The sequence below is a fragment of the Paenibacillus cellulosilyticus genome (assembly GCF_003182255.1).
Lineage (GTDB): Bacteria > Bacillota > Bacilli > Paenibacillales > Paenibacillaceae > Paenibacillus_T > Paenibacillus_T cellulosilyticus.
This window is the reverse complement of sequence record NZ_QGTQ01000002.1, coordinates 201,107-226,061: the sequence shown is the minus strand read 5'-3', so window position 1 is coordinate 226,061 and position 24,955 is coordinate 201,107. Positions and strand designations below refer to the sequence as shown.

General features: G+C 50.6%; 18 protein-coding genes. 16 read left to right on the top strand and 2 right to left on the bottom strand.

Annotated elements, in window-relative coordinates; genetic code table 11:
• Window positions 1-115: 115 nt before the first annotated feature.
• From DFQ01_RS03695 to DFQ01_RS03615, 16 genes are all read left to right on the top strand, one after another.
• On the top strand, window positions 116-1,627 hold the full coding sequence (locus DFQ01_RS03695; RefSeq protein ID WP_110042533.1) for a tagaturonate reductase: 1,512 nt from the start codon (window positions 116-118) through the stop codon (window positions 1,625-1,627).
• Window positions 1,627-3,132 carry a UxaA family hydrolase gene (locus DFQ01_RS03690; RefSeq protein WP_110042532.1) on the top strand — a complete coding sequence of 502 codons (1,506 nt, stop codon included), beginning with the start codon at window positions 1,627-1,629 and terminating at the stop codon, window positions 3,130-3,132. Before DFQ01_RS03695 ends, DFQ01_RS03690 begins: the two co-directional genes overlap by 1 nt.
• Before the next feature lie 233 nt (window positions 3,133-3,365).
• Entirely contained in the window at window positions 3,366-4,034 is a 669-nt protein-coding gene (locus tag DFQ01_RS03685) for a response regulator transcription factor (protein ID WP_110042531.1), read from the top strand.
• Window positions 4,034-5,356, top strand: a complete 1,323-nt coding sequence (locus DFQ01_RS03680; protein WP_110042530.1) for a sensor histidine kinase — start codon at window positions 4,034-4,036, stop codon at window positions 5,354-5,356. The genes DFQ01_RS03685 and DFQ01_RS03680 overlap by 1 nt, the downstream gene beginning before the upstream one ends.
• A 432-nt stretch (window positions 5,357-5,788) precedes the next feature.
• Window positions 5,789-7,285 (top strand): cysteine peptidase family C39 domain-containing protein, encoded by a 1,497-nt coding sequence (locus DFQ01_RS03675; RefSeq protein WP_174812564.1) that lies wholly within the window; start codon window positions 5,789-5,791, stop codon window positions 7,283-7,285.
• Between the two features lie 579 nt (window positions 7,286-7,864).
• Window positions 7,865-8,197 (top strand): PadR family transcriptional regulator, encoded by a 333-nt coding sequence (locus tag DFQ01_RS03670; RefSeq protein WP_110042528.1) that lies wholly within the window; start codon window positions 7,865-7,867, stop codon window positions 8,195-8,197.
• Window positions 8,194-9,555 carry an FtsW/RodA/SpoVE family cell cycle protein gene (locus DFQ01_RS03665; RefSeq protein WP_174812565.1) on the top strand — a complete coding sequence of 454 codons (1,362 nt, stop codon included), beginning with the start codon at window positions 8,194-8,196 and terminating at the stop codon, window positions 9,553-9,555. Before DFQ01_RS03670 ends, DFQ01_RS03665 begins: the two co-directional genes overlap by 4 nt.
• Before the next feature lie 792 nt (window positions 9,556-10,347).
• Window positions 10,348-11,250: a carbohydrate ABC transporter permease gene (locus DFQ01_RS03660; RefSeq protein WP_245946536.1), complete on the top strand. Its 903-nt coding sequence runs from the start codon at window positions 10,348-10,350 to the stop codon at window positions 11,248-11,250.
• 29 nt (window positions 11,251-11,279) lie between these two features.
• Window positions 11,280-12,122, top strand: a complete 843-nt coding sequence (locus tag DFQ01_RS03655) for a carbohydrate ABC transporter permease (RefSeq protein ID WP_110042525.1) — start codon at window positions 11,280-11,282, stop codon at window positions 12,120-12,122.
• A gap of 386 nt (window positions 12,123-12,508) precedes the next feature.
• Complete coding sequence (locus DFQ01_RS03650) at window positions 12,509-13,918, top strand: ABC transporter substrate-binding protein (protein WP_110042524.1); 1,410 nt, start codon at window positions 12,509-12,511, stop codon at window positions 13,916-13,918.
• Window positions 13,919-13,991: 73 nt separating this feature from the next.
• Entirely contained in the window at window positions 13,992-15,821 is a 1,830-nt protein-coding gene (locus tag DFQ01_RS03645) for a cache domain-containing sensor histidine kinase (RefSeq protein WP_110042523.1), read from the top strand.
• Window positions 15,814-17,415 (top strand): AraC family transcriptional regulator, encoded by a 1,602-nt coding sequence (locus tag DFQ01_RS03640; protein WP_110042522.1) that lies wholly within the window; start codon window positions 15,814-15,816, stop codon window positions 17,413-17,415. Before DFQ01_RS03645 ends, DFQ01_RS03640 begins: the two co-directional genes overlap by 8 nt.
• A gap of 139 nt (window positions 17,416-17,554) precedes the next feature.
• Window positions 17,555-19,375, top strand: a complete 1,821-nt coding sequence (locus DFQ01_RS03635; protein WP_110042521.1) for a heparinase II/III family protein — start codon at window positions 17,555-17,557, stop codon at window positions 19,373-19,375.
• A 13-nt stretch (window positions 19,376-19,388) separates the two neighbouring features.
• On the top strand, window positions 19,389-20,510 hold the full coding sequence (locus DFQ01_RS03630; protein WP_110042520.1) for a glycoside hydrolase family protein: 1,122 nt from the start codon (window positions 19,389-19,391) through the stop codon (window positions 20,508-20,510).
• The gene (locus DFQ01_RS03625; RefSeq protein WP_174812566.1) at window positions 20,501-22,348 is read left to right on the top strand and encodes a DUF2264 domain-containing protein; all 1,848 of its coding nucleotides are present in this window, start codon (window positions 20,501-20,503) and stop codon (window positions 22,346-22,348) included. Before DFQ01_RS03630 ends, DFQ01_RS03625 begins: the two co-directional genes overlap by 10 nt.
• 770 nt (window positions 22,349-23,118) lie before the next feature.
• Window positions 23,119-23,274: a carbohydrate-binding protein gene (locus DFQ01_RS03615; RefSeq protein WP_110042518.1), complete on the top strand. Its 156-nt coding sequence runs from the start codon at window positions 23,119-23,121 to the stop codon at window positions 23,272-23,274.
• A 105-nt stretch (window positions 23,275-23,379) separates the two neighbouring features.
• Here the strand turns inward: DFQ01_RS03615 and DFQ01_RS03610 are convergent, their stop codons facing one another.
• The gene (locus DFQ01_RS03610) at window positions 23,380-24,378 is read right to left on the bottom strand and encodes an anti-sigma factor (protein ID WP_110042517.1); all 999 of its coding nucleotides are present in this window, start codon (window positions 24,376-24,378) and stop codon (window positions 23,380-23,382) included.
• Window positions 24,379-24,389: 11 nt separating this feature from the next.
• The gene (locus DFQ01_RS03605) at window positions 24,390-24,890 is read right to left on the bottom strand and encodes an NUDIX domain-containing protein (RefSeq protein WP_245946505.1); all 501 of its coding nucleotides are present in this window, start codon (window positions 24,888-24,890) and stop codon (window positions 24,390-24,392) included.
• Window positions 24,891-24,955 lie beyond the last annotated feature (65 nt).

Genomic DNA, 24,955 nt, shown 5'->3' with positions numbered 1-24,955 from the left:
TATCATATCAGAATAAGATAAAAAATAATAGAAAACCGACATTTTCATTTCCTTTTTGATGCGTGAAAATGGAGGTATGAAGACGCTTACTTCACATTAGTTATAGGGGGACGAAATGGTGGAAGCGAAAGGATTAAAGCTTGAGCAGCTAAGTGTAGAACGACTGACAGAAGAGCAAAAGCGGCAGTATGAGGCCGTCCATGCAAGTCCGATTACGGTATTACAGGTCGGGGAAGGCAATTTCTTAAGAGGGTTCGCGGACTGGATGCTGCAGGCGAGCAGAGAGCGGGGGTTGTTCCAAGGCAGCGTTGCGGTTACCCAGCCGAGGCCTTCCGGTAAACATAATATCGAACAATTAGCGGCCCAGGATGGGCTTTATACATTAGTCGTTCGCGGGCTGGAAGACGGACAGCCAGTTGAGCGTCATAGCATCGTATCGGTATTCTCGAAGGTATTCGATCCCTATGAGAACTGGCGCGAGTTCATCGCATTAGCTAGCTGCGAGATGCTGCGTTTTGTCATTTCGAATACGACGGAAGCGGGAATCGCCTACAAGAAGGAGCCATTAACGTACGGTCCAATCGCTTCTTATCCAGGCAAAATGGCTTATTTGTTATATGAACGTTATATCAAGTTTCAAGGCGCAGCGGATAAAGGCATCATCTTCCTGCCATGTGAGCTGTTAGAGCGCAATGGCGATGCGCTGCGAGATCATATTGTGAGATACAGCCTTGATTGGGGCTTTCCGGATGACTTTAGAAGATGGATCGCTTCGAGCTGCCGATTCCTCAACTCGCTTGTCGACCGGATTGTGACGGGATACCCGGCCGAGGAGCAGGCTGCCGAATGGTTCGAACAATGGTCGTATTCGGATCGGCTGCTGACGACAGCGGAGCCTTACCACCTGTGGGCTATTGAAGGGGAAGAGGAGCTGGATGACCTGCTGCCGCTGAAGAAAGCGGGCTTGAATGTTCATTGGACAGACGATCTGCGGCCTTATCAGCAGCGGAAAGTGCGCATCCTCAATGCATCTCATACGTGGATGGCTCCGCTTGGGCTGCTGCATGGGGTTAGTCACGTACGGGAGTTGATCGAACACCCCGTACTTGGTCAGCGTGTTCGAGCGATGGTGCGTGCGGAGATTATTCCGTCTATCCCGTATTCGCCTGATGAGATGAACGTATACGCAGATACGGTGTTCGAGCGCTTCGCTAACCCATTCATCCGACATCGGTTAGAAGATATTGCAATGAACAGCTTATCGAAGTTCAAAGTTCGTTTATTGCCTACGCTGAGCTATTATGCGGAGCTCGGCCAAGCCATTCCGGAAGGGCTTGCGACAGGGGTAGCAGGATTGCTGAGGTACTATCGGATCTCGCACGTTAATGGTCAGTACGAAGGACGGAACTTGCAAGGTGAGCGGTATGTGGTCCGAGACAATGCCGAATTACTGCAGCAGATCGCGGCCATATGGGCGAATGCCGAGCAGAAGGAACAAGACCTGCGCACGACGGTGGAGCAGCTGCTCGCGCTGGAAACCTTATGGGAGCAAAATTTATCGAGCTGGCCGGGCTTGGCTGATGCCATCTGTCATTGGTGGACGAAGGCGGAAGGAGGAGAGGTCTAATGAAGCAGTGGGTACGATTGGCGCCTAACGATCAAGTCATTATTGCATTAAGCCCGTTGTCCAGAGGACAAGAGCTGACGCTGGAGAACGGAGAAGTGCTCACGCTTGCCGAGGATGTTACAAGCGGACATAAAATTGCGACGAGCAAGGTGGCCGCTGGCAAGGATGTCCTGAAGTTCGGCTACTCGATTGGCAAGGCTCGCGAAGAGATCACGCCGGGCTCATGGGTGCATACGCATAATCTTAGAACGGGACTGGACGGCATTATCGATTACCAATACGAGCCGCTGGAAGATTTGAAGGCTTCTATACCTCCGTCTTCGGTGGACGCGGGACGTACATTTATGGGATATGAGAGGCCTAACGGTGAAGTTGGTATTCGGAACGAGATTTGGATCATCAATACCGTGGGCTGCATTAATAAATCATGCGAACTGATGGCACGCGATGGCAACCGACTATATGCGGGTCAAGTAGACGGCATCTACCACTTCGCGCACCCATTCGGCTGCTCACAGCTTGGAGACGATTTGGTTTATACGCAAAAGCTGCTGGCATCGCTTGTCCATCATCCGAATGCTGCGGGTGTGTTGGTAGTGGGATTAGGCTGCGAGAATAACCAGATTGAATCGTTCAAGTCGGTCATCGGAGACTACGATCCTCAGCGGATCAAGTTTATGAAATCGCAAGAGGCCGAAGACGAACAAGAGGAAGGGCTGGCGCTCATTGGTGAACTGGTGGAATACGCACAAACCTTCACTGCCAAGCCGATACCTGTATCGAAGCTGAAGATCGGACTAAAGTGCGGCGGCTCTGACGGCTTCTCGGGCATCACGGCGAACCCGCTGGTTGGCCGACTGTCCGACCGCTTAATTGCGGCTGGCGGCACGTCCATTCTTACAGAAGTGCCTGAGATGTTTGGTGCGGAGACGATCTTAATGAATCGGGCGTGCGACGAAGCGGTTTATGACAAAATCGTCTCGCTCATTAACGACTTTAAACAGTATTATGTGCGGCACAACCAAGTGATCTATGAGAACCCTTCGCCGGGCAACAAGTCGGGCGGCATCAGCACGCTTGAGGAGAAGTCGCTTGGCTGTACGCAGAAGGGCGGCCATGCGGTCGTTACCGATGTGCTTCCTTACGGGGCAAGGACAACGAAGCATGGATTGAATCTGCTCGAAGCGCCAGGCAACGACCTAGTTTCTGTCACGGCACTAACGGCCGCAGGAGCGCATATCGTCTTCTTCACAACGGGAAGAGGAACGCCGTTTGGCGGGCCGGTCCCGACCGTTAAGATCTCAACGAATTCCGAACTGGCGCAGCGCAAACGGAATTGGATCGATTTTAATGCCGGCAAGCTCTTAGAGGGAACAACGATGGATGAGCTGGCTGACGAGCTATGGGAGCATACGATTGCGATTGCATCAGGAGAGAAAGTGACCCATAACGAGAAGAATGGCTACAAAGAAATTGCAATCTTTAAAGATGGCGTCATTTTGTAAGCCAAAAACCTATAAATGACTTGTATTAACCCTAACTCTGCCCGTTTAAGAGTTAGGGTTATTTCGCTATCTTTTGAGTAATCACACAACTTTCACATAATTGTACGATAAAATGACACGATAATTGCGCGGCATTAAATGGCAGTTCGCAAACCATAGTGTAAGGCCGAGCACGCCATATATAATGAATTATATTGTGCAATCATCACACGGCTTCGCCGGAGGTAGTGTTTATGTATACGATTCATCTCGTTGAAGACGAGGAAAACCTTAATAAGCTGCTAACGATCTACCTCGAGAAGGAAGGGTATACGGTTGTGTCCTTCGCGGATGGTCAATCGGCCATGCAGCGTATCGCTAATCCGCCCGATCTATGGATATTGGACGTTATGCTTCCTGATATTGATGGCTACCAGCTTATTAAGGCGATAAAAGAACATAACGATCAGACGCCCGTTATTTTCATGTCCGCTAGAAATCAGGAATTGGACCGTGTAGTCGGGCTGGAGCTGGGCAGCGACGATTATTTGTCCAAGCCTTTTCTACCGAGGGAGCTCATCATTCGAACCAATAAGCTATTGCAGCGGATTTACGGCAATAAAGAGGAATACGCTGCTGTGACACAATTGGAGAGTTACATCGTCGATCGCAAGCAGAGAGCTGTGTTTGATGGTGCTGAGCGGATTATTTTAACGAATAAGGAATTTGGCCTGCTGCTTTATTTTATCGAGAATCGGAATTCGGTTGTGTCGCGGGAGCAGATTCTTGAGAAGGTATGGGGCGACAATTACTTCGGGTCCGACCGTGTCGTCGACGACACGATTCGAAGGCTTAGGAAGAAGCTGAGCCGTGTTCACATTGAAACAATCTACGGATTTGGTTACAAGTTAGAGGTGCTCTGATGAGGATCAAATCGCTAACGATGCGAATATGGCTGACGGTGTCGCTATTTATTGTCAGCATCGTTCTTGTATTTCTACTGGTCTTTACCTTTGTCCTCGGTAATAACGAGGAGGAAGAAACGCGCGATGTCTTCGTGTTTGCTCACGCGGTAGTGCTGAATGATCTCCAAGAGGGGCCGTTGAACGATAGGGTGGTTGATTCGATGGAGAGTCTGCCAGCTGTTCATTTCGTGTATGACGACAAGGACGCACGAATTACGCATCTTACAGGTTCGGAGAGTCGAATAGATGATGCAATCGTGCAAAATGAGGAAGCGCTGCTCGATCGTAATAACGGCAAGGTCAGGATGCAAAGCATTGATCATACGTTCTATCTCATTCAAATTAGCCGTATGGCCGACCAAGCTTATTTGATCTCTTATCAGGCGCTCGATTGTAATGAAGATATGATACAAATTGTGATCGCCGGCATCTTAATCGTTCTATTCAGCCTGCCAATCGCCAAGCTCCTCGCGAACAACATTGGCAAGCCATTGAAAGCGTTAGAGAGCTATACGAAGAAGATTGCAAACAAAGATTGGGACAGCGAGCTCGTCATTAAGCGGCAGGACGAGATTGGACGACTAGCCAGCTCGATGAAGGAAATGAAGGAAGCGCTGCGCATTGCAGATGAAGAGGAACGCAAGTTTCTTCAGAGCATTTCGCATGATTTGAAAACACCTGTCATGATTATTTCCAGCTACGCGCAAGCCATTATTGATGGAATGTATGACAATGGTGCGGAGGAGCCTTCTGTGATCATTAAAGCAGAGGCCGTGCGTCTTGAGAAGAAGATTAAGCAGATCCTGTACTTGAATACACTCGATTACGTGATGGATAACGATAAGACGAGTGAAGACGTGCACTTGGACAAGCTGCTAACGTACCTTGTGGCAAACTTCCAAGCGGTCGATACGGAACTTCAATGGGAGCTGCAAATCGAGGCGAAGCCAGCTGTCATGTCTGGTAACGCCGATCGCCTTCGGGTCTCGATTGAGAATGTAATGGACAATCAGCTGCGTTTTGCAAGGAAGTCGATCCAAGTCTCGCTAAAAGATGCAGGTGCGTATTGGCACATCGAGATTCGGAACGACGGGCCGCTTCTATCGGATGAAGAGCAGAAGCAATTGTTCCGGTCATTTTATAAGGGGGTCAAAGGAAACTTTGGCCTAGGGCTCAGCATCACGAGGAAGATTGTAGACTTCTATGGCGGGGCGATCGATGTCGATAATCGCGATGGTTATGTTTGTTTCATCATTCAATATCCGAAGAGATCGAGCTAGACGAAGGGTAGATTCTTGGATTACTAGTGGAAAGCTGTCGCGCAGCAAGCGGCAGCTTTTTTTTGTGCGGGAATGCTAGTGCAGGTCAATGGGCTAATGTTCGAAATGGCGCAGCTTAGTTTTGATGGAAAATATATAATTTAACAATTAATAATTGTTTAAAATGGACTCAGATGGTTTTGGTTTCGTTGATTGCATGTTTTTCCATTAGTATACTAATAGAGGATTGAGAGATTATCTTAATCGTGCATATGGCAAATAGGCTAGCAGCATTAAACGTCGAAGCATCCATTCTGTATAAGGGAGAAATGACTCATGCAAATCGATCTAAATGCCAAGTACTGCTTCCCTACAATTCCCCGATTTAGTTTCCAGACCTGCACGGACGACATCATTGCCTCAATTGCTGGGCTTGTAGGAAGAGATCACAGATTGATGTTTACACAATCATGGGCTTTTGACTACGAATCCTCTGACAGCGAGAAGCCAATTACGGAGAAGTTTATTTTGTCGGACACTCAAAATGAGTGCTTATTCCAGTTTCTTGGGATAGAAGTAATTATGCATGAACAACTGCAGTTGCATGAATTGCTGGATTTGGCTGCGACTCAAATGGGTCAAGGCCTTCCGGTTTTAGCTTGGTTTGACTCCTATTATAACTCGTGGGACCCGTTATTCGGCAAAGAGCATAACAATCATATGTGCTTAATCACGGGAATGGATATTCAGAATCAGACATTTACGATATGTGACCCATATTTCGGTAAACAAAATGAAGTGGTTCCTTTTCAAGTTATCGATCAAGCATCAGGCAGACGTTATGCGGCTTTGAACATATTGCCGGTTGTTGAGCATCAGGCTTCGATTGAGCTTTTGTATGCGTCTGCTCAGAGATTTATGCAGGAAAACGGATTGCGCCATTTTGCATCGGACATAGAGAACAACTGGACGAATGATTTATCGTTTATTTGGAATCAGGAATCGGGCGGGTTGTTCTGGAATTCGAAATTTTATCGTTTGATCAAAAACGTTATTATATTAGACCGACATAAGTTCAAAGAATTAGTCCTGTACTATATCGATAAAGAGGGACACAATTCGTTTCTCCAAAGCATTATCGATCAAATACATATCATCATTACCCATTGGGAAGCGGCCTTGAACATGATGACGAAAGCAATCGTCACTTCGAGTATAACGGCAAAGTTGAAGACGAATTTCATTACGAAAGTGAATAACGTGGTTCAACTGGAGCACAGCCTTGCGCAAATGATCTATTCCTCGTCATTCGATTCGGGTAAGCTGCATCCAGTGAAAGATACAATGAATGCTGAGAAGCATACAGATGATTTACGCCACGTGCCGCTTGATCTTTCCCGTCATATGAACAATCGCGGTTTTTCCTACGAGCTCTCAGCGGCTTGTACGGCAGATATTACGGGGACTGGCGAATATGTGTATGTGAACAGCGGCCAAATGGAGTCCAGCACATTCAACATGCCGACGATAGGTTCAGATATGATGGATAATATCGCTTGTATGGGGCAAGTGCTTCCCGTCGACCCGCTGCGCTGTAAAGGAATTGCCATACTGGGGTGCTCCGAGTGGGGGGATAGCAGTGCGTTCCTGACCATTATCTATCAAGATGGAACGGAGAAGAACTATCCCGTTATTCTAACAGATTTCATTAACGAACCAAGATATAACGAATCCGTTGAGATGAAACTAAGCTTGGTTGATAAGAACGATAATCTAAAAGTAAGTGACGCTTATCTCTTCCGAGTTATGATTTACTTTGAGGAAAATGAAGTTATCGATTTCATTCAATTGCCTGTTTGCAGCAACATGCATATCATAGCGATGAATATGCTGAATGTACATGCTGAACAAGTGGCATTGGAACCGACACACGAACTCGTCACACGATAAGGGGGGAAATAACGAACGAATACGTTCGGCCTGGCTGACGAGCTGCAGAGGCGCTAATTGTTCGATCATGCACCTACTGAAGCGCTAACCGTTTGGCGAGGGCGGATGCCAAGAACAAGATGAATGATTGAATGCCAGGAACAAGATGAATGATTGAATACTAAGAACAAGATGAACGAATGAATGCTAACGGACCGAGACGACGCTATTGGGTTCAAAATGTACCTGTGTGAGCGCTAACGGACTCAGGTGGCGCTATTGAGCCGAAATCGGCTCTTTCGTGACGTCGAAGTGTCGAATAGCGTCCGCTCAGTCCGTTACACAACAACAGACTGGCCTAAACAGATCGATTTGCGTCGCTACAGTCCGTTAGCGAAAGCGCGCACTGCGGCTAGGTGTCCCGTATGCATTCCATACAGCACCTCATACATTAACCTCATAATCTCCACATTTGAAGTTCTCCCAACCGGGAGAGCTTTTTTATTAATTTGGATTTATTTGTATATGTGAATTAATTCGTATATACTAATACCTAGATATCCGATACATAGATAATCGATAGTAAGGAGGTAATCCATCATGAGAATTAACAAAGAGCTAATGAAGGGCAGCACCGTCATTCTGATTCTGAAACTTCTAGACTACAAAGACCTTTACGGCTATGAGATGACCAAGCTGATCGAGCAGAAATCCGAAGGTCTGTTTACGTTCAAAGAAGGCACGCTGTATCCCATTTTGCATACGCTTGAGGTTGAACAGCTTGTCGAGTCCTACTGGGATGAGGAAGGTGGCCGCAAACGCAAATATTACCGGATTACGGATAAAGGGCGCCGAGAGCTTGGCCTGAAGCGGCAGGAATGGTCGTTGTTCAGCTCCACCGTATCCCGTATTGTTGGGGAGGGCAGCGTATGAATCGTAATTTAAGTTCTCATCCACTCGTACAAGACTTTCTCGATCGCATCTGTGCTAAAGTTCGAGCTTCCGCAGTACATGACGATATTCGACGGGAGATGCTGCATCACCTAGAGGAATGCGTTATCGAGCAAATGGATGCAGGGATGACGGAGGAAGAAGCAATTGCCGTGGCAGTTGAACAAATGGGCGATCCGCAAGTAGTAGGGAAGCAGCTTAATGCTGCACATCGACCGAAGCTGGCATGGGATGTCCTCCTACTCTTAGTTGGTATGTTAATCGTTGGTGGTGTCACATTGCTTTCCCTGTACAGTGCCATGGATGAAGGAAGAATATCGATTATACGCAAAATAACGTTCGCGGCAGCTGGCGTTTCCGTTATGGGCGTGTTGTATTTCATTAATTATCGAAGATTGCTGCAATATTCGAGCCATATCTATGTAGGCACTTTGTTCATAATGGCTATACCCATTTGGCAGGATAGGGCTATAAATGGGGCTAAAATATATATCACGTTCGCACATTTCACATTTAATGTCTATACAGCCGTAACTTATCTTTTGATTGTCGCCGCGGCAGGTTTGCTTTATCAGGAGAAGACTTACGTATTAGTCGCAGATAACAAGCTGCAGCTGCGCCAATTTTGGAAGGAAGCCATGATCTATATCATTGTACCGTCCTGCCTCTTCATGGCGGCGCCTGCGATGGGCTCTCTTCTTATTTATCTCATCAGCATTTCGGTTCTTCTACTTATGAAAGGGAAATGGAAGTTGCTGTTCGTCGGAGTCTGTTCAATGGGGGTTCTGCTCCTTACTGTGCTGCCGATCGTCTTAGGGAGGAGCTTTATAAGCTTGAACTTTGCTATTGAAAGGCATCTTGCTTTCTTCCACCGTACGGAACAAAACTCTTTTTATTATTACCGTTCTATCGAGGCTATCCATGCAGGCGGCTGGTGGGGGCAGGGCTTTGGTGTCCCGAGTGAACGACTTCCTAGCATTGTAAGCGAGATGACCTTTTCGTATTTGGTCTACAGTCTTGGCTGGGTATTCGGTATAGCTGTCGCACTGCTCGTCCTATTGTTTCTCATTCGGATCGCGAGGATGGGCATGCAGTTGAGAGACGGTTATGCTAGGGCACTCATTATTGGATTAACCACAGTGTTCGCCGTTCAATATGTATGGACGATATTGATGTGCATCGGATTGCTGCCGATTCTGGCGATGCAGCTGCCGATCGTCAATTGGGCGAGTGGAACAGTGATCGAGCTAGGCGCGCTTGGCCTGATGCTGGGTGCCTACCGACGCAAAGATATGCTGGGGCAAATTCCTCAATGGCCAAAGAACGAACTCGTTAAGTAATAAACGCAAGATGCAGATGGCCAACATATCCCAGACACACTATTTGTTCAAAATCACACCTACCGAAGCGCTAACGAGCTCAGGTTGCGCTATTGAGCTGCGAATGACGATTGTGACACTCCCAAGTACTGAATAGCATTGGCTCAGTCCGTTACACGACAGACTAGCCTCGATAGATCGAATAGTGTTACTGGCGTTCGTTAGCGAAGTACAAGCCGAGTGATGCGCTAGGTTGCTAATAGGTTGATGAGCGAATCAGTAGATTGCTAACGGACTGAGACGACACTATTGGGTTCAAAAAGTACCTGAGTGAGCGCTAACGGACTCAGGTGGCGCTATTGAGCCGAAATCGGCTCTTTCGTGACGTCGAAGTGTCAAATAGCGTTCGCTCAGTCCGTTACACGAAATTCTCACTTTCTCAGACCGATTAGCGTCGCTACAGTCCGTTAGCCAGCGCACGCTCTCGCAGCAACGAGCAAGTCGACGGCTAACGAACATAGTGGAGGCTAAGCTAACGCACCGTGCCTACTACACACTCCACCTTTACTCTCAACCCATAACCCATACGCGCAACATCCAAAGCTCTCCCCACTAGGAGAGCTTTTCTTTATCCTCTTCCTTTCCTCCACCTCTCTTCAACAAGAAGTCAAATTTGTCGCATAAGAGATCAAAATACCGTCATCGGGGTCACCCGCTCGTTTCCTATAATGAAATCAACATCACAACCTACTCATTGAATTAGAGGTGTTCGTTATGGAAACTCCAACCCAGACCGCCGTGAAGGGCGGGCTTATGAAGAAGCGAAGGAAGGCGTGGTCGCTGTCGACCGGGGAGAACTTGGCCGGCTGGCTGTTCGTTAGTCCGATGCTGATCGGCGTGTGCGTGCTCGTGCTGATTCCGATCATCGCGACGATCGTGCTCAGCTTCGCGGACTGGAATTTCGTGCAGGGCTGGGACGGGATCAACTGGGTCGGCATCGGCAACTTCAAGAAGCTGCTGCATGATGACCAGTTCATTCGCTCGGTGCGCAACAACTTCCTATTCCTGTTCACCGTTCCGATCTACATGCTGATCTCGATGGTGCTGGCGGTCATTATCGACCGGCATGTTTACCTCAAGAGCTACTTCAAAGTCGCTTACTTCATGCCTTATATCTCGAGCATCGTAGCGGTCGCCGTCGTGTGGCAGGTACTGTTCCAGCCATCGTATGGCCCGATCAACGAAGTGCTGAAGGCGCTCGGCTTCAGCCATCCGCCCATGTGGATCGCCGATCCCAATTATGCGCTTATCTCGATCATGATGATCGTCGTCTGGACCTCGATTGGCTTCAATATGATCATCTACATCGCAGGCTTACAAGCGATTCCGAAGGATCTATACGAAGCGGCAGACATTGACGGTGCGGATGGCTGGACCAAATTCCGCCGTATCACGTTCCCGCTGCTGTCACCAACATCGTTCTTCCTGCTCGTAACGGGTGTCATCTCAACGTTCAAGGTGTTCGACATCATCGCCGTTATGACGCAAGGGGGGCCGATCGGATCGACCTCGCTCATGGTGTGGTACTTGTACGATACGGCGTTTGTCAACCTGAAGGTCGGTTACGCCTCCTCCATCGCCGCTGTTCTATTCCTGTTCGTTCTGCTCATCACATTCGGGCAATGGCTCGCACAGAAGCGGTGGGTCAACTACTAACTTTTGAAGAAAGGAGCGAAAGCGGCCGTATGCCTACAACACTATCTACAATCAGCTGGCGCAAGCTTATCTTGACCCTGCTCATGTTCGCCGTCAGTATCCTGTTCCTGCTTCCGTTCGTCTGGATGCTGGTCACTTCCTTCAAGGTGGAGAAGGACGTATTCGTCTACCCGATCCAGTGGATTCCGAAGGAATGGAACGCGATTACGAACTACAAGGAAGTATGGGACGGCGACTATCCGTTCTGGAAATATTATCTCAATTCCATCAAGGTCGGCGTGACGACGACCGTCATCTCCGCGATGGTGTCTGCGCTCGCCGCTTATGGCTTCTCGAAAATTCATTTTAAGGGCAGCAATTACTTATTCTTGATCGTTCTCGCGACGTACATGGTGCCAAGCCAAGCGATACTCATCCCGCAGTTCATCCTGTACCGTCAGATCGGCTTGTTCGACAGCCATCTTGGCCTTATTCTATTAGGAAGCTTCAGCGTGCTCGGTACGTTCATGCTGCGCCAGTTCTTCATGGGGGTGCATCAGGAATTTATCGAGTCTGCCAAAATGGACGGGGCCAATCACTTCCGCATTTTCTGGACCATCGGCCTGCCGCTTGTCAAACCAGCCGTTGCGACCTATGCCATTCTGCGTTTCATTTGGACGTGGAATGACTACCAGAATCCGCTTATCTTCATACGAAGCGATAAGCTGTTTACGATTCCGCTCGCGATGCAGAAGTTCACTTCCTTGAGCGGCGAATTCTATTCCCTGATCATGGCGGCAGCCGTATCGGCCATCCTGCCGTTGCTCATTGTTTTCATCATTGGGCAGAAAAGCGTCATCGAAGGGATCGCTTTGGGCGGCGTTAAAGGTTAATGTAAGATAGCGTTAAAAAGTCGAATTTTTTGCAAATAAGTAAAAATACTTGCATCACGCGATGCCGGATGCTCCCTATAATCAATCCCGTAAGCGATAAAAGCATAACCATTGCGAGCTGCAGGTTTTATGTTTACGAGCAGAATGAGCAAGAAGCGGCGCAAAAAACCAAGCGTATGCTTCCGATGCAAGTTTTTTGCTTACGAGCAGAATCCAAGGAAGCGGCGCAAAAAACTAAGCGTATGCTTCCGATGTAAGTTTTTTGCTTACGAGCAGAATACGCAGGAAGCGGCGCAAAAAACTAAGCGTATGCTTCCGATGTAAGTTTTTTGCTTACGAGCAGATTACGCAGGAAGCATCGCAAAAAACTTTAAGGGGGCAGCAAGATGAATAAGAAATGGACGGCTGGTCTAGCTGGGGTCATGTTAGTAGGGTTGCTCGCAGGATGCGGCAGCGACAAAACAGACGATACGAAAACGACGACAGACACGAATGCGAGCACCAACACGAGCACGGACACGAAGGAAGAAACGAAGAGCAGCGATCCCGTTAACATCAGACTGTATACGTACGGTACGGAGGAAGCCTACAACTGGAATAAGACGCTCACTGCTTATCAAGATTCTCATCCCGGCGTAACGGTCGAGCTGGTACAGCTCAGCGAGAAGGGCGACACGCAGGAAGCGACGAAAAAGCTTGATCTTGCTGCTGCCTCCTCCGAGCAGATCGACGTTCTTATGTTCAGTGACGCGGCTGCTTACGCACAACGTGTAGCGCTTGGCATGGCGGCTCCGCTGGATGAATATATCACGAAGGACGGCTACAAGGTCGAAGAGGATTACAAGGTGGATACGCACCTGAACGGCAAAGTGTATGCGCTGCCAGGCAAATTCAATCCATGGTACGTCCTCCTGAACAAAGATCATCTGGACGAAGCGGGACTTACTGTACCGACGGATTGGACATGGGATGAATACGCGGACTATGCCAAAAAGCTGACGAAGGGCGAAGGTGCGACGAAACGTTACGGCACTTACTTCCATGGCCCGCAGAATGGCGGCTGGATGGAATACTTGAAGCTGAAGATGGAGAATCAGCCGGAAGGCTCGGAGTTCCTGAAGGCAGACGGCTCCTCCAACCTGGACGATCCGAACTTCAAGGCAACGCTGGAGCTGCGCGTGAAGATGGAGAAGGAAGACAAGTCCTCCGTTCCTTACTCCGATATGATTTCGCAGAAGCTTGCCTACCGCAACCAGTTCTTCAACCAATCGGTTAGTATGCTGACGATCGGCTCATGGATGAACACGGAGATCGGCGGAACGGATAAAGTGCCGCTCACGTTCCATGTTGCAGTAGCGCCGTTCCCTAAGAACAACGCAAGCGACCCAACGGGGCTGACACCGGTAACGACGGACTACGTTGCGGTATCCGAGACGTCGAAGCATAAGGAAGAAGCGTACGAATTCGTTCGCTGGTACACGACGGAAGGTCAAGTCGTACAAGGCAAGAACATCCCGGCTTGGAACGGCGTGAAGTCCGACCAAGTAGCGAGCATCATCGATACCATTCTGAGCGGTACAAAAAATCCAGAGCTCGTCGACAAAGCTTCGCTCGTCGATACACTCGTCAAATCCAAAGCATCGCAAATCATCGCACCGGCTTCGTATCAAGCCGAAGTGTATAAGGCGATTAACGAGGAATACGAGAAGCTGATCCTCGAGAAGCAGGATATTGATACAACGGTTGCCAATGCGAAGAAACGCGTTGACGAAATCATTGCCGCAAACAAAAAATAATCGATATAATGAGTCAAAAGGGGACGGCTTGCTAGTCCCCCTTTTGTTTTCTATAAGACAAGGGGGATGAATCATGTACCGGCTGCTTCGTGGCTCAACCTTCAAGACGGTGCGTGCAAAGCTGTCAGTCGCTTCGATTATATGCATTCTGGTGCCGGCGCTCTTTACGATGCTGATCTATAACGCATTGACCAAGGACGCAGTCGAACAACAGGCGCGCTCGAATAGCGTAGACGCCATGCAGCTCGTCAGAGGATCGGTTAACAATCTGCTTCAAGGCATGCTCAACTTAACGAATTACATTCAAGTCAATACCGATATCAACGGCAGCTTGAAACGAATTGTAGACGGGTCGGAGTCGACAACCGATCCGTACAACCAATTTACGGACACGAGCCGAATTTTGCAGCAACTGGAAAGTCTTGCCTACATCGGAGAGAAAAGCTATATTACAATCATTTTAACGAACGGTACAACACTTACGAATTACTCGAAAGATGAATTCGATCCGCTGAAGTTCAAGCAGGAGCCATGGTTCCAGCAGTTGCAGAGCTTGGCGGGCTTGCGTTCGTATTGGGTGGGATCGACACCGACCGTATTTCCTTACGATCGAGTCGACAATCCGTATCAAATCTCGGTTGCGCGCACGCTGCGGCTGGAGAGCTCGAAAATTTACGGTTATGTCATCGTTACGATGATGGAGACCAAGATCAGCAAAATATTCAATGGACTGACGAGCGGACAGGACGTCATGCTGGTCGACGGGGAAGGAACGATCATTTCCTCCTCGCATGGGGAACGCATTAATTCGCCTTTTCAATACCGCGATCTGCTTAAGGAGGACGGCTTAACGCCAGCATCTCAGATCGTGCGGGACGGGAAGCAGCGGCTGCTCGTCACGACGTCGAAGCTCTCATTCAACGATTGGCATCTGGTAGCGGTACAGCCGTATCAGGATGCGATTCTGAACATCAGCTCGATTTTCAGCCGGGTATTTACGTTCCAGATCGTCTCGTTCTTCGTCTTTCTCATTCTGCTCATCGTACTTATGAGAGCGTTTACGAAGCCGTTAATTCGTCTGGGTCGGGTTGCATCGAGCGTGCAGCGGGGCAATCTGGAGGTTCGCTCCGGCGTCCGCGGGCAGGACGAGATCGGCAGACTTGGCTTCCTGTTCGACCAAATGCTCGACCGGATTAAAGATATGATTACCGAAGTATCTGTCACGCAGGCGCGAAAGCGCAAGGCGGAGCTGGCGATGCTGCAGGCGCAGATCAATCCGCATTTTCTGTTCAATGTGCTTAACTCCATTCGGATGAAAGTGATGCGCGGAGGCGACCCTGACAGCGCGAAGATGATCGCCTCGTTGTCCAAGCTGCTGCGGATGACGATCAGCCGGGACGAGGATGCGATTACGCTGCATGAAGAGATTGAGCTGCTGACGCATTACGTAGATTTGATGAATTTGCGGCAAAAGGAAGAGGTTCGGCTGCAGCTGGAGGTAGACGTCGCGGCGTTTCATATCGAGGTGCCTCGGTTCATTCTTCAGCCGCTCGTCGAGAACGCGCTTATCCACGGCTTGAATCAAAGTGCGGGTACCATAATCGTTCGCACCGTAATGAAGGAGAGATTCCTGGAACTGTCCGTCGAGGATGACGGCATCGGCATGGAGCCGGAGATGCTGGCGAAGCTGGCGGCACAGCTGGCGGCCGCTTCGTCCCTAATGGAGACGAAGGGGGATCGTTCCAAAGGCGGAATGTCGGGCATCGGTGTCGTGAATGTGGCCGAGCGCATGCGGATTATGTTCGGCGATGCTTTTGACATGACGGCACATAGCAGACCTCGTGAAGGAACACGGATCATTATGCAAATTCCGCTGCGGGAGGAGAGTCGACATCATGTATAAAGTCATGCTCGTAGACGACGATTATCCGGTACTGGAGCTGTTGTCCGAGGCGGTCAATTGGTCGTCGCTTGGTCTTACGCTCTGCAGTAAACATGAGAATGGACTCGCGGCTTGGGAGCAAGCGCAGTCGGAGCCGCCGGACATTCTCGTCACCGATATCGGGATGCCGAAGATGGACGGACTTACGTTGTCCGCCCGCATGAAGGAGCTGAACCCTTCGGTTCGCATTGCGATTTTGTCCTGTCACAGCGAGTTTCAATATGCGCAGCAGGCGATGCGGCTGAACGTTCAAGACTATCTGCTGAAGGATCTGCTGGAGCCTGAGGATCTGGAGAAGCTGCTGGCGAAGTTCAAGTCCGGCCTCGACGGCGAGCGGCAGATGCAGCAGGAGCAGGTGCAGATGAAGCATCTGGTGAACGAAACGCGGGAGCTGCGCAAGGAGAAAATGTTCCGCGACTTCATTCAGCAGCCGCTGCTGTCGACGACGGATTGGCAGAAGACGTTTGGCGCTTATGGCCTGTTCCAGGCAGGCGAGCAGGTGCTGCCCGTCATCGGCAGCCTCGACAACTACGCAACGATTAAGCATCGATTCGATTCGGATCAGACGCTGCATTTTGCACTAAGCAATGTAATGGAAGAAATGGTCGGCAGCCTGCCGCTGCGTGTGGTCCATATCGGCTATACGAGCCGTCAATCGCTGCTGCTGTTCGCGTTCAAGCCGGGCATTAAGACGAATGTGCATGATCAAGTGCAGATGAGCCTGCGCACGATTCAGCAGACGCTGGAGCAGGTGCTGAAGATCAAGATGTCGTTCTTGACCGGCAGCGGCTGCGAGCATCCCGAGAAGTTGAAGCCGATGTTGTGCGGATTGCTTGGGGCGGTCGAGCAGCGCTTTTATCTGTCTCCTAGCGAGATTGCTAGATGGCAGCCGATGCAGGTGTCAGGCGCGGGACTGTTTACGCTGTACGATCAGGCCAGCGCCGAAATTCGCGAGCCATTGATCGAGAAGAACGAGGCCAAGATGCTCGCGATCGCTGCGGCTTGGGAGAAGCGAATGCAGGAAGCGCGCTACCCGTCGGAGGAAGTGCGGGATTGGGTGCTGAAGCTGCTCATCGATCTGAGGCTGAAGCTGCACGCGCTGCTGTATCAGCCTTCGTCGTCATCCGCCGAGACGCTGCACAAGGAGATTGCGCAATTCGATTCGCTGCTGGAGCTGTTCCAATGGCTGAAGGGACAGCTGCGCTCCTTCCTGCATGCGCGGGAAGAGGGGACACCGGTGAGTCGACGCCGCGAAATAACGGAGGCGTACCAGTATGTCTCGCTCAATCTCGGCCAGCGTATTTCGCTGGAAGAGGTAGCGGCTCACTTGCACATGAACCCAAGCTACTTCAGCCGCTTCTTCAAGAAGGAAACCGGGTATACGTTTATTGAATACGTCACCTGCAAAAAAATTGAACGGGCGAAGGAGCTGCTCGACCAGACGAACCGCCCGGTCAACGAAATATGCGAAATGCTGGGCTACGACAACCAAAGTTATTTCATCAAAACCTTCAAGAATCAGGTCGGGGTTACGCCGACGGAATATCGTGGATAACACCGAATCATCCCGTAATAATTATACGGGATGATTCGGTAGGATTGCGCGGTACTGTGAGAATGTGACGGGATACCGTGATTCGTGCAGTACCCGGGATTAGAATGAAGCTGTATGATGGAATGGAGGTAGTTAACAAATGCGATTTCACTGGGAGAAGGAGCGGCTGCAGAGCTGGTTGAAGGACCGTTCGCTGCACGAGGAGCCGCTCTGCCGATCCGGCGGGCAACCCGTCGATTGGGCAGCTATCGCAGCTTCTCCGCTGTATGCGGATATGATCGCCGAGATCCGGGATGAAGGGGAGCGGCTGCTGCAGCGGCCAGAGCCGGAGCTGACGCAGGAGCTGTATGAACGGTTCGAGAAGACGGGCAATCGATTGGCGTATGAGGAGAAATATTTCGAGCGCCGAAGACGGCTTACCTCGTTTGCCCTGCTGAGTTTGCTCGATCCAGACAGGCAGGACTACCTGCAAGCGCTGATCGGAACGATCGAAGCGATGCTGGAGGAGCCGACGTGGTGCTTGCCTGCGCACATGCGCGGCCAGCAGCTCGATCGCAATATCGACCTGTTCTCGGCAGAGACCGGATTTGCGCTTGGCGAAATCATCGTCCTGTTGAGCAATCGTCTGTCAGAACAGCTTCGCGAGAGCATCCTAGGCCACATCGACCGCCGTTTGTTTGTTCCGTATTTATCTTACGGACCTTACGGCTGGGAGACGGCGGAACATAATTGGGCGGCGGTATGCGCAGGCTCAATCGGCGCGGCGGCGCTGCTCGTCGAAGAGAGTTCGGACCGTAAGGCAGCGATACTGGTCAAGGCCGTCGAGACGATGAATCATTACTTGGCTGGCTTCGGCGAGGACGGCGCTTGCCTAGAGGGGCCGGGCTATTGGAATTACGGCTTCGGCTACTTCGTCTATTTTGCCGATTTGCTAAGCCAAGCCACGGGCGGGAACGCTGACCTATTCGCTTCAGACAAAGTGAAAGCGATTGCTCTTTTTCAACAACGTTGTTACTTGGCAGGGGATCGACCGGCGAACTTCTCGGATGCACTGCCGCATGTCAGCGTTCATATCGGGCTGTCCGATTATCTGGCAGACCGATTCGATGAGGTCGAGCATCCGCCGCTGCAGCTGCGCGCCCGCTATACGGACGATCATTGCAGTCGGTTTGCCCCTGCGCTTCGCAACGTGCTCTGGTTCCAGTCGGAGGCGAAGCGGGATGCGAATTGGCAGCCGGGCAGCTGGTATTTGCCCGATGCGCAGTGGTTCATCTCGCGTTGCGTCAGCAGCGCCGGGAGCTTCGGCTTCGCGGCGAAGGGCGGCTCGAACGCCGAACCGCACAATCATATCGACGTCGGCCATTTCATCCTGCTGGCGGACGGCGACCCAGCTGTTGCTGCCGATCTGGGCAGCGGCGAGTATACGGCCGATTATTTCGGTGAAGGGCGCTATACATACGATTGCAACGGGGCGCATGGTCACTCGCTGCCGATCGTGAGCGGTCATCAGCAGCAGGTAGGCGAGGCGAGCAAGGCTGCGCTGCTTGATGCGACGACGAGCGAGTATGTGGATCACTTCGCGCTTGAGCTGGCAGCTTGTTATCCGGCAGAGAGCGGCCTTCAAGGCTTCAAACGAAGCTTCGTCCTGCTGAAGGGTGAGAAGCCAACGCTGACCGTTACCGATACGTTCGCTTTCGAAGCAGAAGGCGGTGGCCAGGTGACGGAGGTCATCGTTACTCGCTGCCAGCCGAGCATAGCGGAGGATGGGCGTATTGTGTTGGCCGGGGGGCTCCACCTTGCGGAGCTTACTTATGATGCGGGACGGTTTCGTCCGGCCATTATAGAGAGGCTGTTTTCGAACCATTTTGGACAAGAAGAAAGCTATTATCGCATTCATCTGATCGCCGAGCACAGTGCCGAGTGGTCGCAGCAATTCGCACTTCATTTCGAATTCAAGTAAAGGATGGGTCACGATGACAATGTGGACGCAGGAAGCTTGGGAGAAGACGGTTGCCAAAGTAAAGCGGACAAGCGAGCGGATCGGGGCGAATTTTCCGCATGCCAGCCAAGGGGGTACTTACGGATTGGAGGAGCCGGGCTGGTGGACAGCGGGCTTCTGGCCGGGGCTGCTCTGGCTGCTGCACGATGGCAGTGATGAAGAGAAATTCCGCAAAATTGCGGAGCAGTGCGAAGAACGGCTCGATGAGGTGCTGGATGGCTATTACCGTCTCGATCACGATATCGGCTTCATGTGGACGTTGACAAGCGTTGCGAACTATAAGCGCAATGGTGGGGATGAATCGCGCAGACGTGCGTTCAAAGCGGCGAATTATTTGGTCGGTCGCTTCAATCTGCAAGGGAATTACATTCGGGCTTGGAATCCATGGAGTGAAGGCGAGGATAACGCTGGCCTTGCGATCATCGACTGCGCGATGAACGTGCCGCTGCTGTACTGGGCATCGCGCGAGAGCGGCGACCCGCGTTACAAGCATATCGCGGAAGCTCATATGGGTACGGTGCTTCGCCATTTTATCCGTCCGGATGGCTCGGTTCGTCATATCGTTCGCTTCGATCCGCATACAGGCGAAGTTGTCGAATATATCGGCGGTCAAGGGTACGCGCCGGAGTCGGCATGGTCGCGCGGCGCATCGTGGGCGCTTCATGGACTCGCGCTGGCTGCTCATCATACGGGACGCCAGGATTACCTTGATGCTGCGAAGCGCGTAGCACATTTCTTCGTGTCGCAGCTGGAAGCGGATTCGGTTCCGGTATGGGATTTCCGTGCGCCGGAGGATACGAAGTGGCTGCGTGACTCATCGGCTGGCGCTTGCGCCGCTTGCGGCTTGCTAGCGATTGCTGACTTGGTATCGGAGCCGGAGGCGAAGAGCTACCGACAGGCTGGCGAACGCATTCTTGAATCGCTGTACCGGAATTATGGCGCGTTTGAGGACGAGAACGAAGAAGGATTGATTTTGCACGGCACGAGCCATTACCCAGAACGCAAAAACATGGACGTTCCGCTCATCTACGGCGATTATTATTTCGTTGAAGGGCTCGCTAGATTGAGAGGAGGTCACAGCATACCATGGGAATAATTGAGCATCCAATCGTTAGCAACCCGCTGAAGACGAAGGCGGATCTTGCGCTTGCTTTCCAGCAGCTGGTGAAGCCTCTTATCCCTCGCTATTCGGAGGGGAGAGCTCGGCTGCAACTGAATGGCTCCGGCGCTGGTTATTCAACCGATGTCGCGGAGATGGAAGGCTTCTCTCGTATTCTATGGGGGCTCGTTCCGTTCCTTGCTGGCGGCGGCGAGGACGAGTCGTTCTTGCAGCTTATTGTGCAGGGGATCGACAACGGTACGAATCCGGAGCATCCTGAGTATTGGGGCAAAGTAGGCGATTACGATCAACGGCTCGTCGAGATGGCGTCGATGGGCTTCTCGTTGGCGCTTGTGCCGGAGCAGATTTGGGGGCGGTTGTCTGAAGCGTCGCAGCAGCGATTCTACGAATGGCTCAGCCAAATTAATCGTCATCCAGCCTACGACTGCAACTGGCTGTTCTTCCAAGTGCTCGTCAACATTGGTTTCCGTAAGCTGGGCTTGCCGGTTGATGAGGCGCGGACGGAGGCGAATTTGCAGCGTATCGAGCAGTTTTACCTCGAGGAAGGCTGGTATGCGGACGGCGTAGGCGGGCACAGCGATTATTACGTGCCGTTCGCGATTCAATATTATGCGCTGCTGTATGCCAAACTGATGAAATCGGAAGACCCGGAGCGTGCGGAGCGGTTCCGGCAGCGGGCAGGCTTGTTCGCGGAGCAATTCATCCATTGGTTCGCTGCAGAAGGACAGGCAATCCCGTACGGTCGAAGCATGGCGTATCGTTATTCGCAGGGGGCGTTCTGGGGAGCGCTCGCTTATGCAGAAGACGAAACTTACTCCTACGGTGTGCTGAAGGGACTGTTCCTGCGTCATCTTCGCTGGTGGTTCCAGCAGCCGATCTTCGCCAGCGATGGCATTATGACCGTTGGTTATGCGTACCCGAACTTGATTATGGCCGAAAATTATAACGCGCCAGGCTCTGTCTACTGGGCGATGAAAGCCTTCCTGCCGTTAGCCTTGCCGGATGATCATCCGTTCTGGCTGGCGGAGGAAGAGGCTTTGCCGGCGCTGCCTGCGGTCTCGGTGCAGCGGGCACCGCATATGGTTGTTGCTCATTCTGCTGCGACCGGTCATACCGCTGCGTTCAACACCGGGCACCTTGGCTCGAATGAGCACACGCATACGTCGGCGAAGTATGAGAAGTTCGCCTACTCCGCTTCGTTTGGCTTTAGCGTACCGCGTGCGGAGTGGGGCCTGTCGCAAGGCGCATTCGATTCGATGCTAGCGCTTAGCGAAGGGGACAATATATACCGAGTGCGCCGGAAGAACGAGGATACTGCAATCCTAGATGGCGGTGTGCTGAGGTCGGTATGGCAACCTTGGCGTGACGTGAAGGTCACGACATGGATTGTGCCTGGACTTCCATGGCATCTGCGCGTCCATCGTGTGGAGACGGCGCGGGAGTTGGATGCGGCGGAAGGTGGCTTTGCCTTACCGATTGACGCAACGCTGACTGAGCTTCGCGGAGAGGCTGCTGTTGGCGGTCGATCCGGCTTTGGCGTCTGCGCCGTTGCAGGATTGGCCGGATATGACGATGCATCGCTTATTCACGCGCAGGCCAATACGAACCTGATGCATCCGCGAACCGCGATTCCGACGCTGAAGGCGAAGCTGACGGCAGGTGAGCATTGGCTCGTTTCCGCCGTTTATGGTGAGACGGGCTCGCCGGAAGCGTTCGAGCTGACGGGCTGGAACGAGCGCTTCCAGGTCGCCATTGAGCCTGGTGCGATACGGATCGTTGGGCCGTTCGGCCAGCATGTGACGATCGAACGGTAGCGCGTTGTAAGCTGGGGCTGACCCCAGAGTCATGCATGTTGACTCTGGGGTCAGCTTTTTTTGTTCCAATGTGTGCGGGTGGGGTGGCAACAACTAAACATAGTGAACAACTGCAGCACAGGCAATGAGTGTAGGAGCTGGATAGGAGATTAAAGGCGGTTTTTCGCTCGTAAACGTGTTGCCGATGCATGATCGTATGGATAGAGGTGGTTTTCCGCCCCAAAATGAGCTGGCGATGTTCGAGCGTACGGTTAGAGGCGGTTTTTCACTCCTAAAGGAGCTGCTGATGTTCGAGCGTACGGTTAGAGGCGGTTTTCCGCTCCTAAAGGTGTGGTCGATGATGGATCGCGCGTTTAGGGGTGATATTTCGCCCCTAAACGAGCTGTCGATGTTGGAGCGTACGAATAGAGGCGATTTTCCGCTCGTAAATGTGTTGCCGATGCATGATCGTACAATCGAAGCCTGCAGAATATGCATCCTTTGGGTCCTGATTCAGCTTGCTGAATGAAATACCTGCAGCAATTGCAGGATTGTCGCTTCCGATACCCGATGTGTTCAAAAAGCCTGTACGATATGCATCTTTCACCGCCATTAGATCAACAGAGTGCCACGCGTTACGCAATACAATACAAGCCGGATAGGTTTCCTTACCCTCTGCACTCCCCACGAACAATACTTTTCAACTAAGCACAGCGTCGTAAGCTTCCCGCCTCACGTGCAGTCAGAAAGGAACTCTTTAAAATGCAAATGTTTAGAAATTTATTTATAGGATGTACGTGACTCTATCAACTGGCTGCTGGCAGACGTGGGCGACGCAAACGTGCACGATTAACGGCGCCCCTACCGGAACGCATAACTTGTACCTGAAGTTCATAGGTCCAAGCGGCTGTTTGTTCAACATTAACTGGTTTAAGTTCAATCGTTAATAGAAAGAAGGCGTGCTGCTGATCGCGGCACGCCTTTTGATTTTGAACAAAAGGCAGCCGATCAAGCTGACCGACTGCCTTCCCAATAGCTTACGGCTAGGTGCACTAATAACTGTACTCTATTCCGTTTGCACTTTGTTGATCCCAATTCCACCAGTCAACAGCCCCAACGAATGGCGAATTCACATCTTTATTATTTTGTAGCTTTAGCAGTTCCTTTGTTGGTCCAGTAAGCACTGCGCCATATATGGTAATCCCGTTCTTCTGTAGGAATGCATATCTCTGTTCCAGCGTCACGTCTCGCACATGAGGATCTACTTGAATGGTGGATAGCAAAGTATTGGTCCATTTAGGATGTTCTAATAGGTATTCTATCTCGTTCATGAATGCTTGAGCTCTGCGCTCTCCTTCTCCATTAACTTGGATTGTGAAACTCCCGCTGCCGTTTTCTCCGTAATTCAAAGCATCTGGCGCGTAGCCGAAGACCAGACCATTTCCGAGGAGCTGGTTGTGGGTGGATAGTTCTTTCTCGATACCAGTATCGATTGCAAGCCAAACTGTTGCCACATCATAGTTCATTATTAAGTTGTAATATTCGTCATGGGTCATTGGACGAGATAGTGAAATCGCTAGCTGGGCGACGGTTCCTTCAGGCAGCTTCTGAAGCGTCGTCCAACCATTCGGATTTAGAGATTGTTCGGAGCCTTCTGGAAAAGTTTCCCCTGGATAGCGAAAATTAAACGGCGTACGATGCTGCCCATTATTCCAATTGAATTTTCCGGTAAGCTTTGAAAATTTGAAATTATCCTGGAATGTGCCTACTGTTTGCTCTTCACGCCCAATTCGTTCATTAAGCTTGAGCGTATACGTCCATGAAAGAAAACGATTGTTCCCTGAAAACCCTGTAGCAGTAATACCAGGCTTGTTGAACTGAATAACATCCGAAGTTATACGCATTGCTGCCTGAGGATTCGGTTCAAACCAACGGGAAACATAAAGTGAGTTCCAATACATGTAACAGCAAAGAATGAGTACAACCAACAAAAACGTTGATAGAGATGCGAGAATAACAAACAGTCTGCTCCTCCGTTTGCCTTTTTTCATGTTCTTCACTCCTAGAAGGTCGAAGTTTGTTTAACGGTAGACCATTGAATGAGTGGAACTTGCTCGTCGTTAACCGTAACGGTTCCTACACAGATATGATTCTGAACAGGGTTTTCCAAGTAGTGTTGAATGGTTGCTCGGATCGCTTTTGAAGTGTTGAGGTTTAATAGTTCGTTTATATGAATCCAGAACAATTCTCCTTCATCAGAAGGAATAAAGTTTCTATGTGTCGTCTCACCAAAATATACATATTGCTGCCTGATCTCATCGCCACTATCTTCTATAAGAATATATTTAAGTGTAAAGTTTTCTATTTCATGCTCTTTAAAGCCTGTTTCCTCTTCAATTTCCCTGTAGCTTGCTTTCATCGGGAAGTTCAGTTCCTCATACTCAAGATGGCCCCCAATGCCTCCCCAAAACTCAAAATTAAAAAGTTTGCTGCGAGCTTTTTTCATCATCAATACATGTTCTTGATTGATCAAAAACGCTGTTGCCATTTGTCTGACTTCCACTGAATTGCCCTCCAATAGGTTTGACCTAAAACACATTCAGTTTATCTTACCAGAAATTCCCTAAG

What these genes read in the sequence shown, in the direction of transcription:
- DFQ01_RS03630 (WP_110042520.1), top strand. Translation starts at nt 19,389, where the DNA reads ATGACAATGTGGACGCAGGAAGCTTGGGAGAAGACGGTTGCCAAAGTA.
- DFQ01_RS03670 (WP_110042528.1), top strand. Translation starts at nt 7,865, where the DNA reads ATGAGAATTAACAAAGAGCTAATGAAGGGCAGCACCGTCATTCTGATT.
- DFQ01_RS03645 (WP_110042523.1), top strand. Translation starts at nt 13,992, where the DNA reads ATGTACCGGCTGCTTCGTGGCTCAACCTTCAAGACGGTGCGTGCAAAG.
- DFQ01_RS03640 (WP_110042522.1), top strand. Translation starts at nt 15,814, where the DNA reads ATGTATAAAGTCATGCTCGTAGACGACGATTATCCGGTACTGGAGCTG.
- DFQ01_RS03665 (WP_174812565.1), top strand. Translation starts at nt 8,194, where the DNA reads ATGAATCGTAATTTAAGTTCTCATCCACTCGTACAAGACTTTCTCGAT.
- DFQ01_RS03690 (WP_110042532.1), top strand. Translation starts at nt 1,627, where the DNA reads ATGAAGCAGTGGGTACGATTGGCGCCTAACGATCAAGTCATTATTGCA.
- DFQ01_RS03615 (WP_110042518.1), top strand. Translation starts at nt 23,119, where the DNA reads ATGTACGTGACTCTATCAACTGGCTGCTGGCAGACGTGGGCGACGCAA.
- DFQ01_RS03650 (WP_110042524.1), top strand. Translation starts at nt 12,509, where the DNA reads ATGAATAAGAAATGGACGGCTGGTCTAGCTGGGGTCATGTTAGTAGGG.
- DFQ01_RS03655 (WP_110042525.1), top strand. Translation starts at nt 11,280, where the DNA reads ATGCCTACAACACTATCTACAATCAGCTGGCGCAAGCTTATCTTGACC.
- DFQ01_RS03660 (WP_245946536.1), top strand. Translation starts at nt 10,348, where the DNA reads ATGAAGAAGCGAAGGAAGGCGTGGTCGCTGTCGACCGGGGAGAACTTG.
- DFQ01_RS03695 (WP_110042533.1), top strand. Translation starts at nt 116, where the DNA reads ATGGTGGAAGCGAAAGGATTAAAGCTTGAGCAGCTAAGTGTAGAACGA.
- DFQ01_RS03635 (WP_110042521.1), top strand. Translation starts at nt 17,555, where the DNA reads ATGCGATTTCACTGGGAGAAGGAGCGGCTGCAGAGCTGGTTGAAGGAC.
- DFQ01_RS03680 (WP_110042530.1), top strand. Translation starts at nt 4,034, where the DNA reads ATGAGGATCAAATCGCTAACGATGCGAATATGGCTGACGGTGTCGCTA.
- DFQ01_RS03610 (WP_110042517.1), bottom strand. Translation starts at nt 24,378, where the DNA reads ATGAAAAAAGGCAAACGGAGGAGCAGACTGTTTGTTATTCTCGCATCT.
- DFQ01_RS03685 (WP_110042531.1), top strand. Translation starts at nt 3,366, where the DNA reads ATGTATACGATTCATCTCGTTGAAGACGAGGAAAACCTTAATAAGCTG.
- DFQ01_RS03625 (WP_174812566.1), top strand. Translation starts at nt 20,501, where the DNA reads ATGGGAATAATTGAGCATCCAATCGTTAGCAACCCGCTGAAGACGAAG.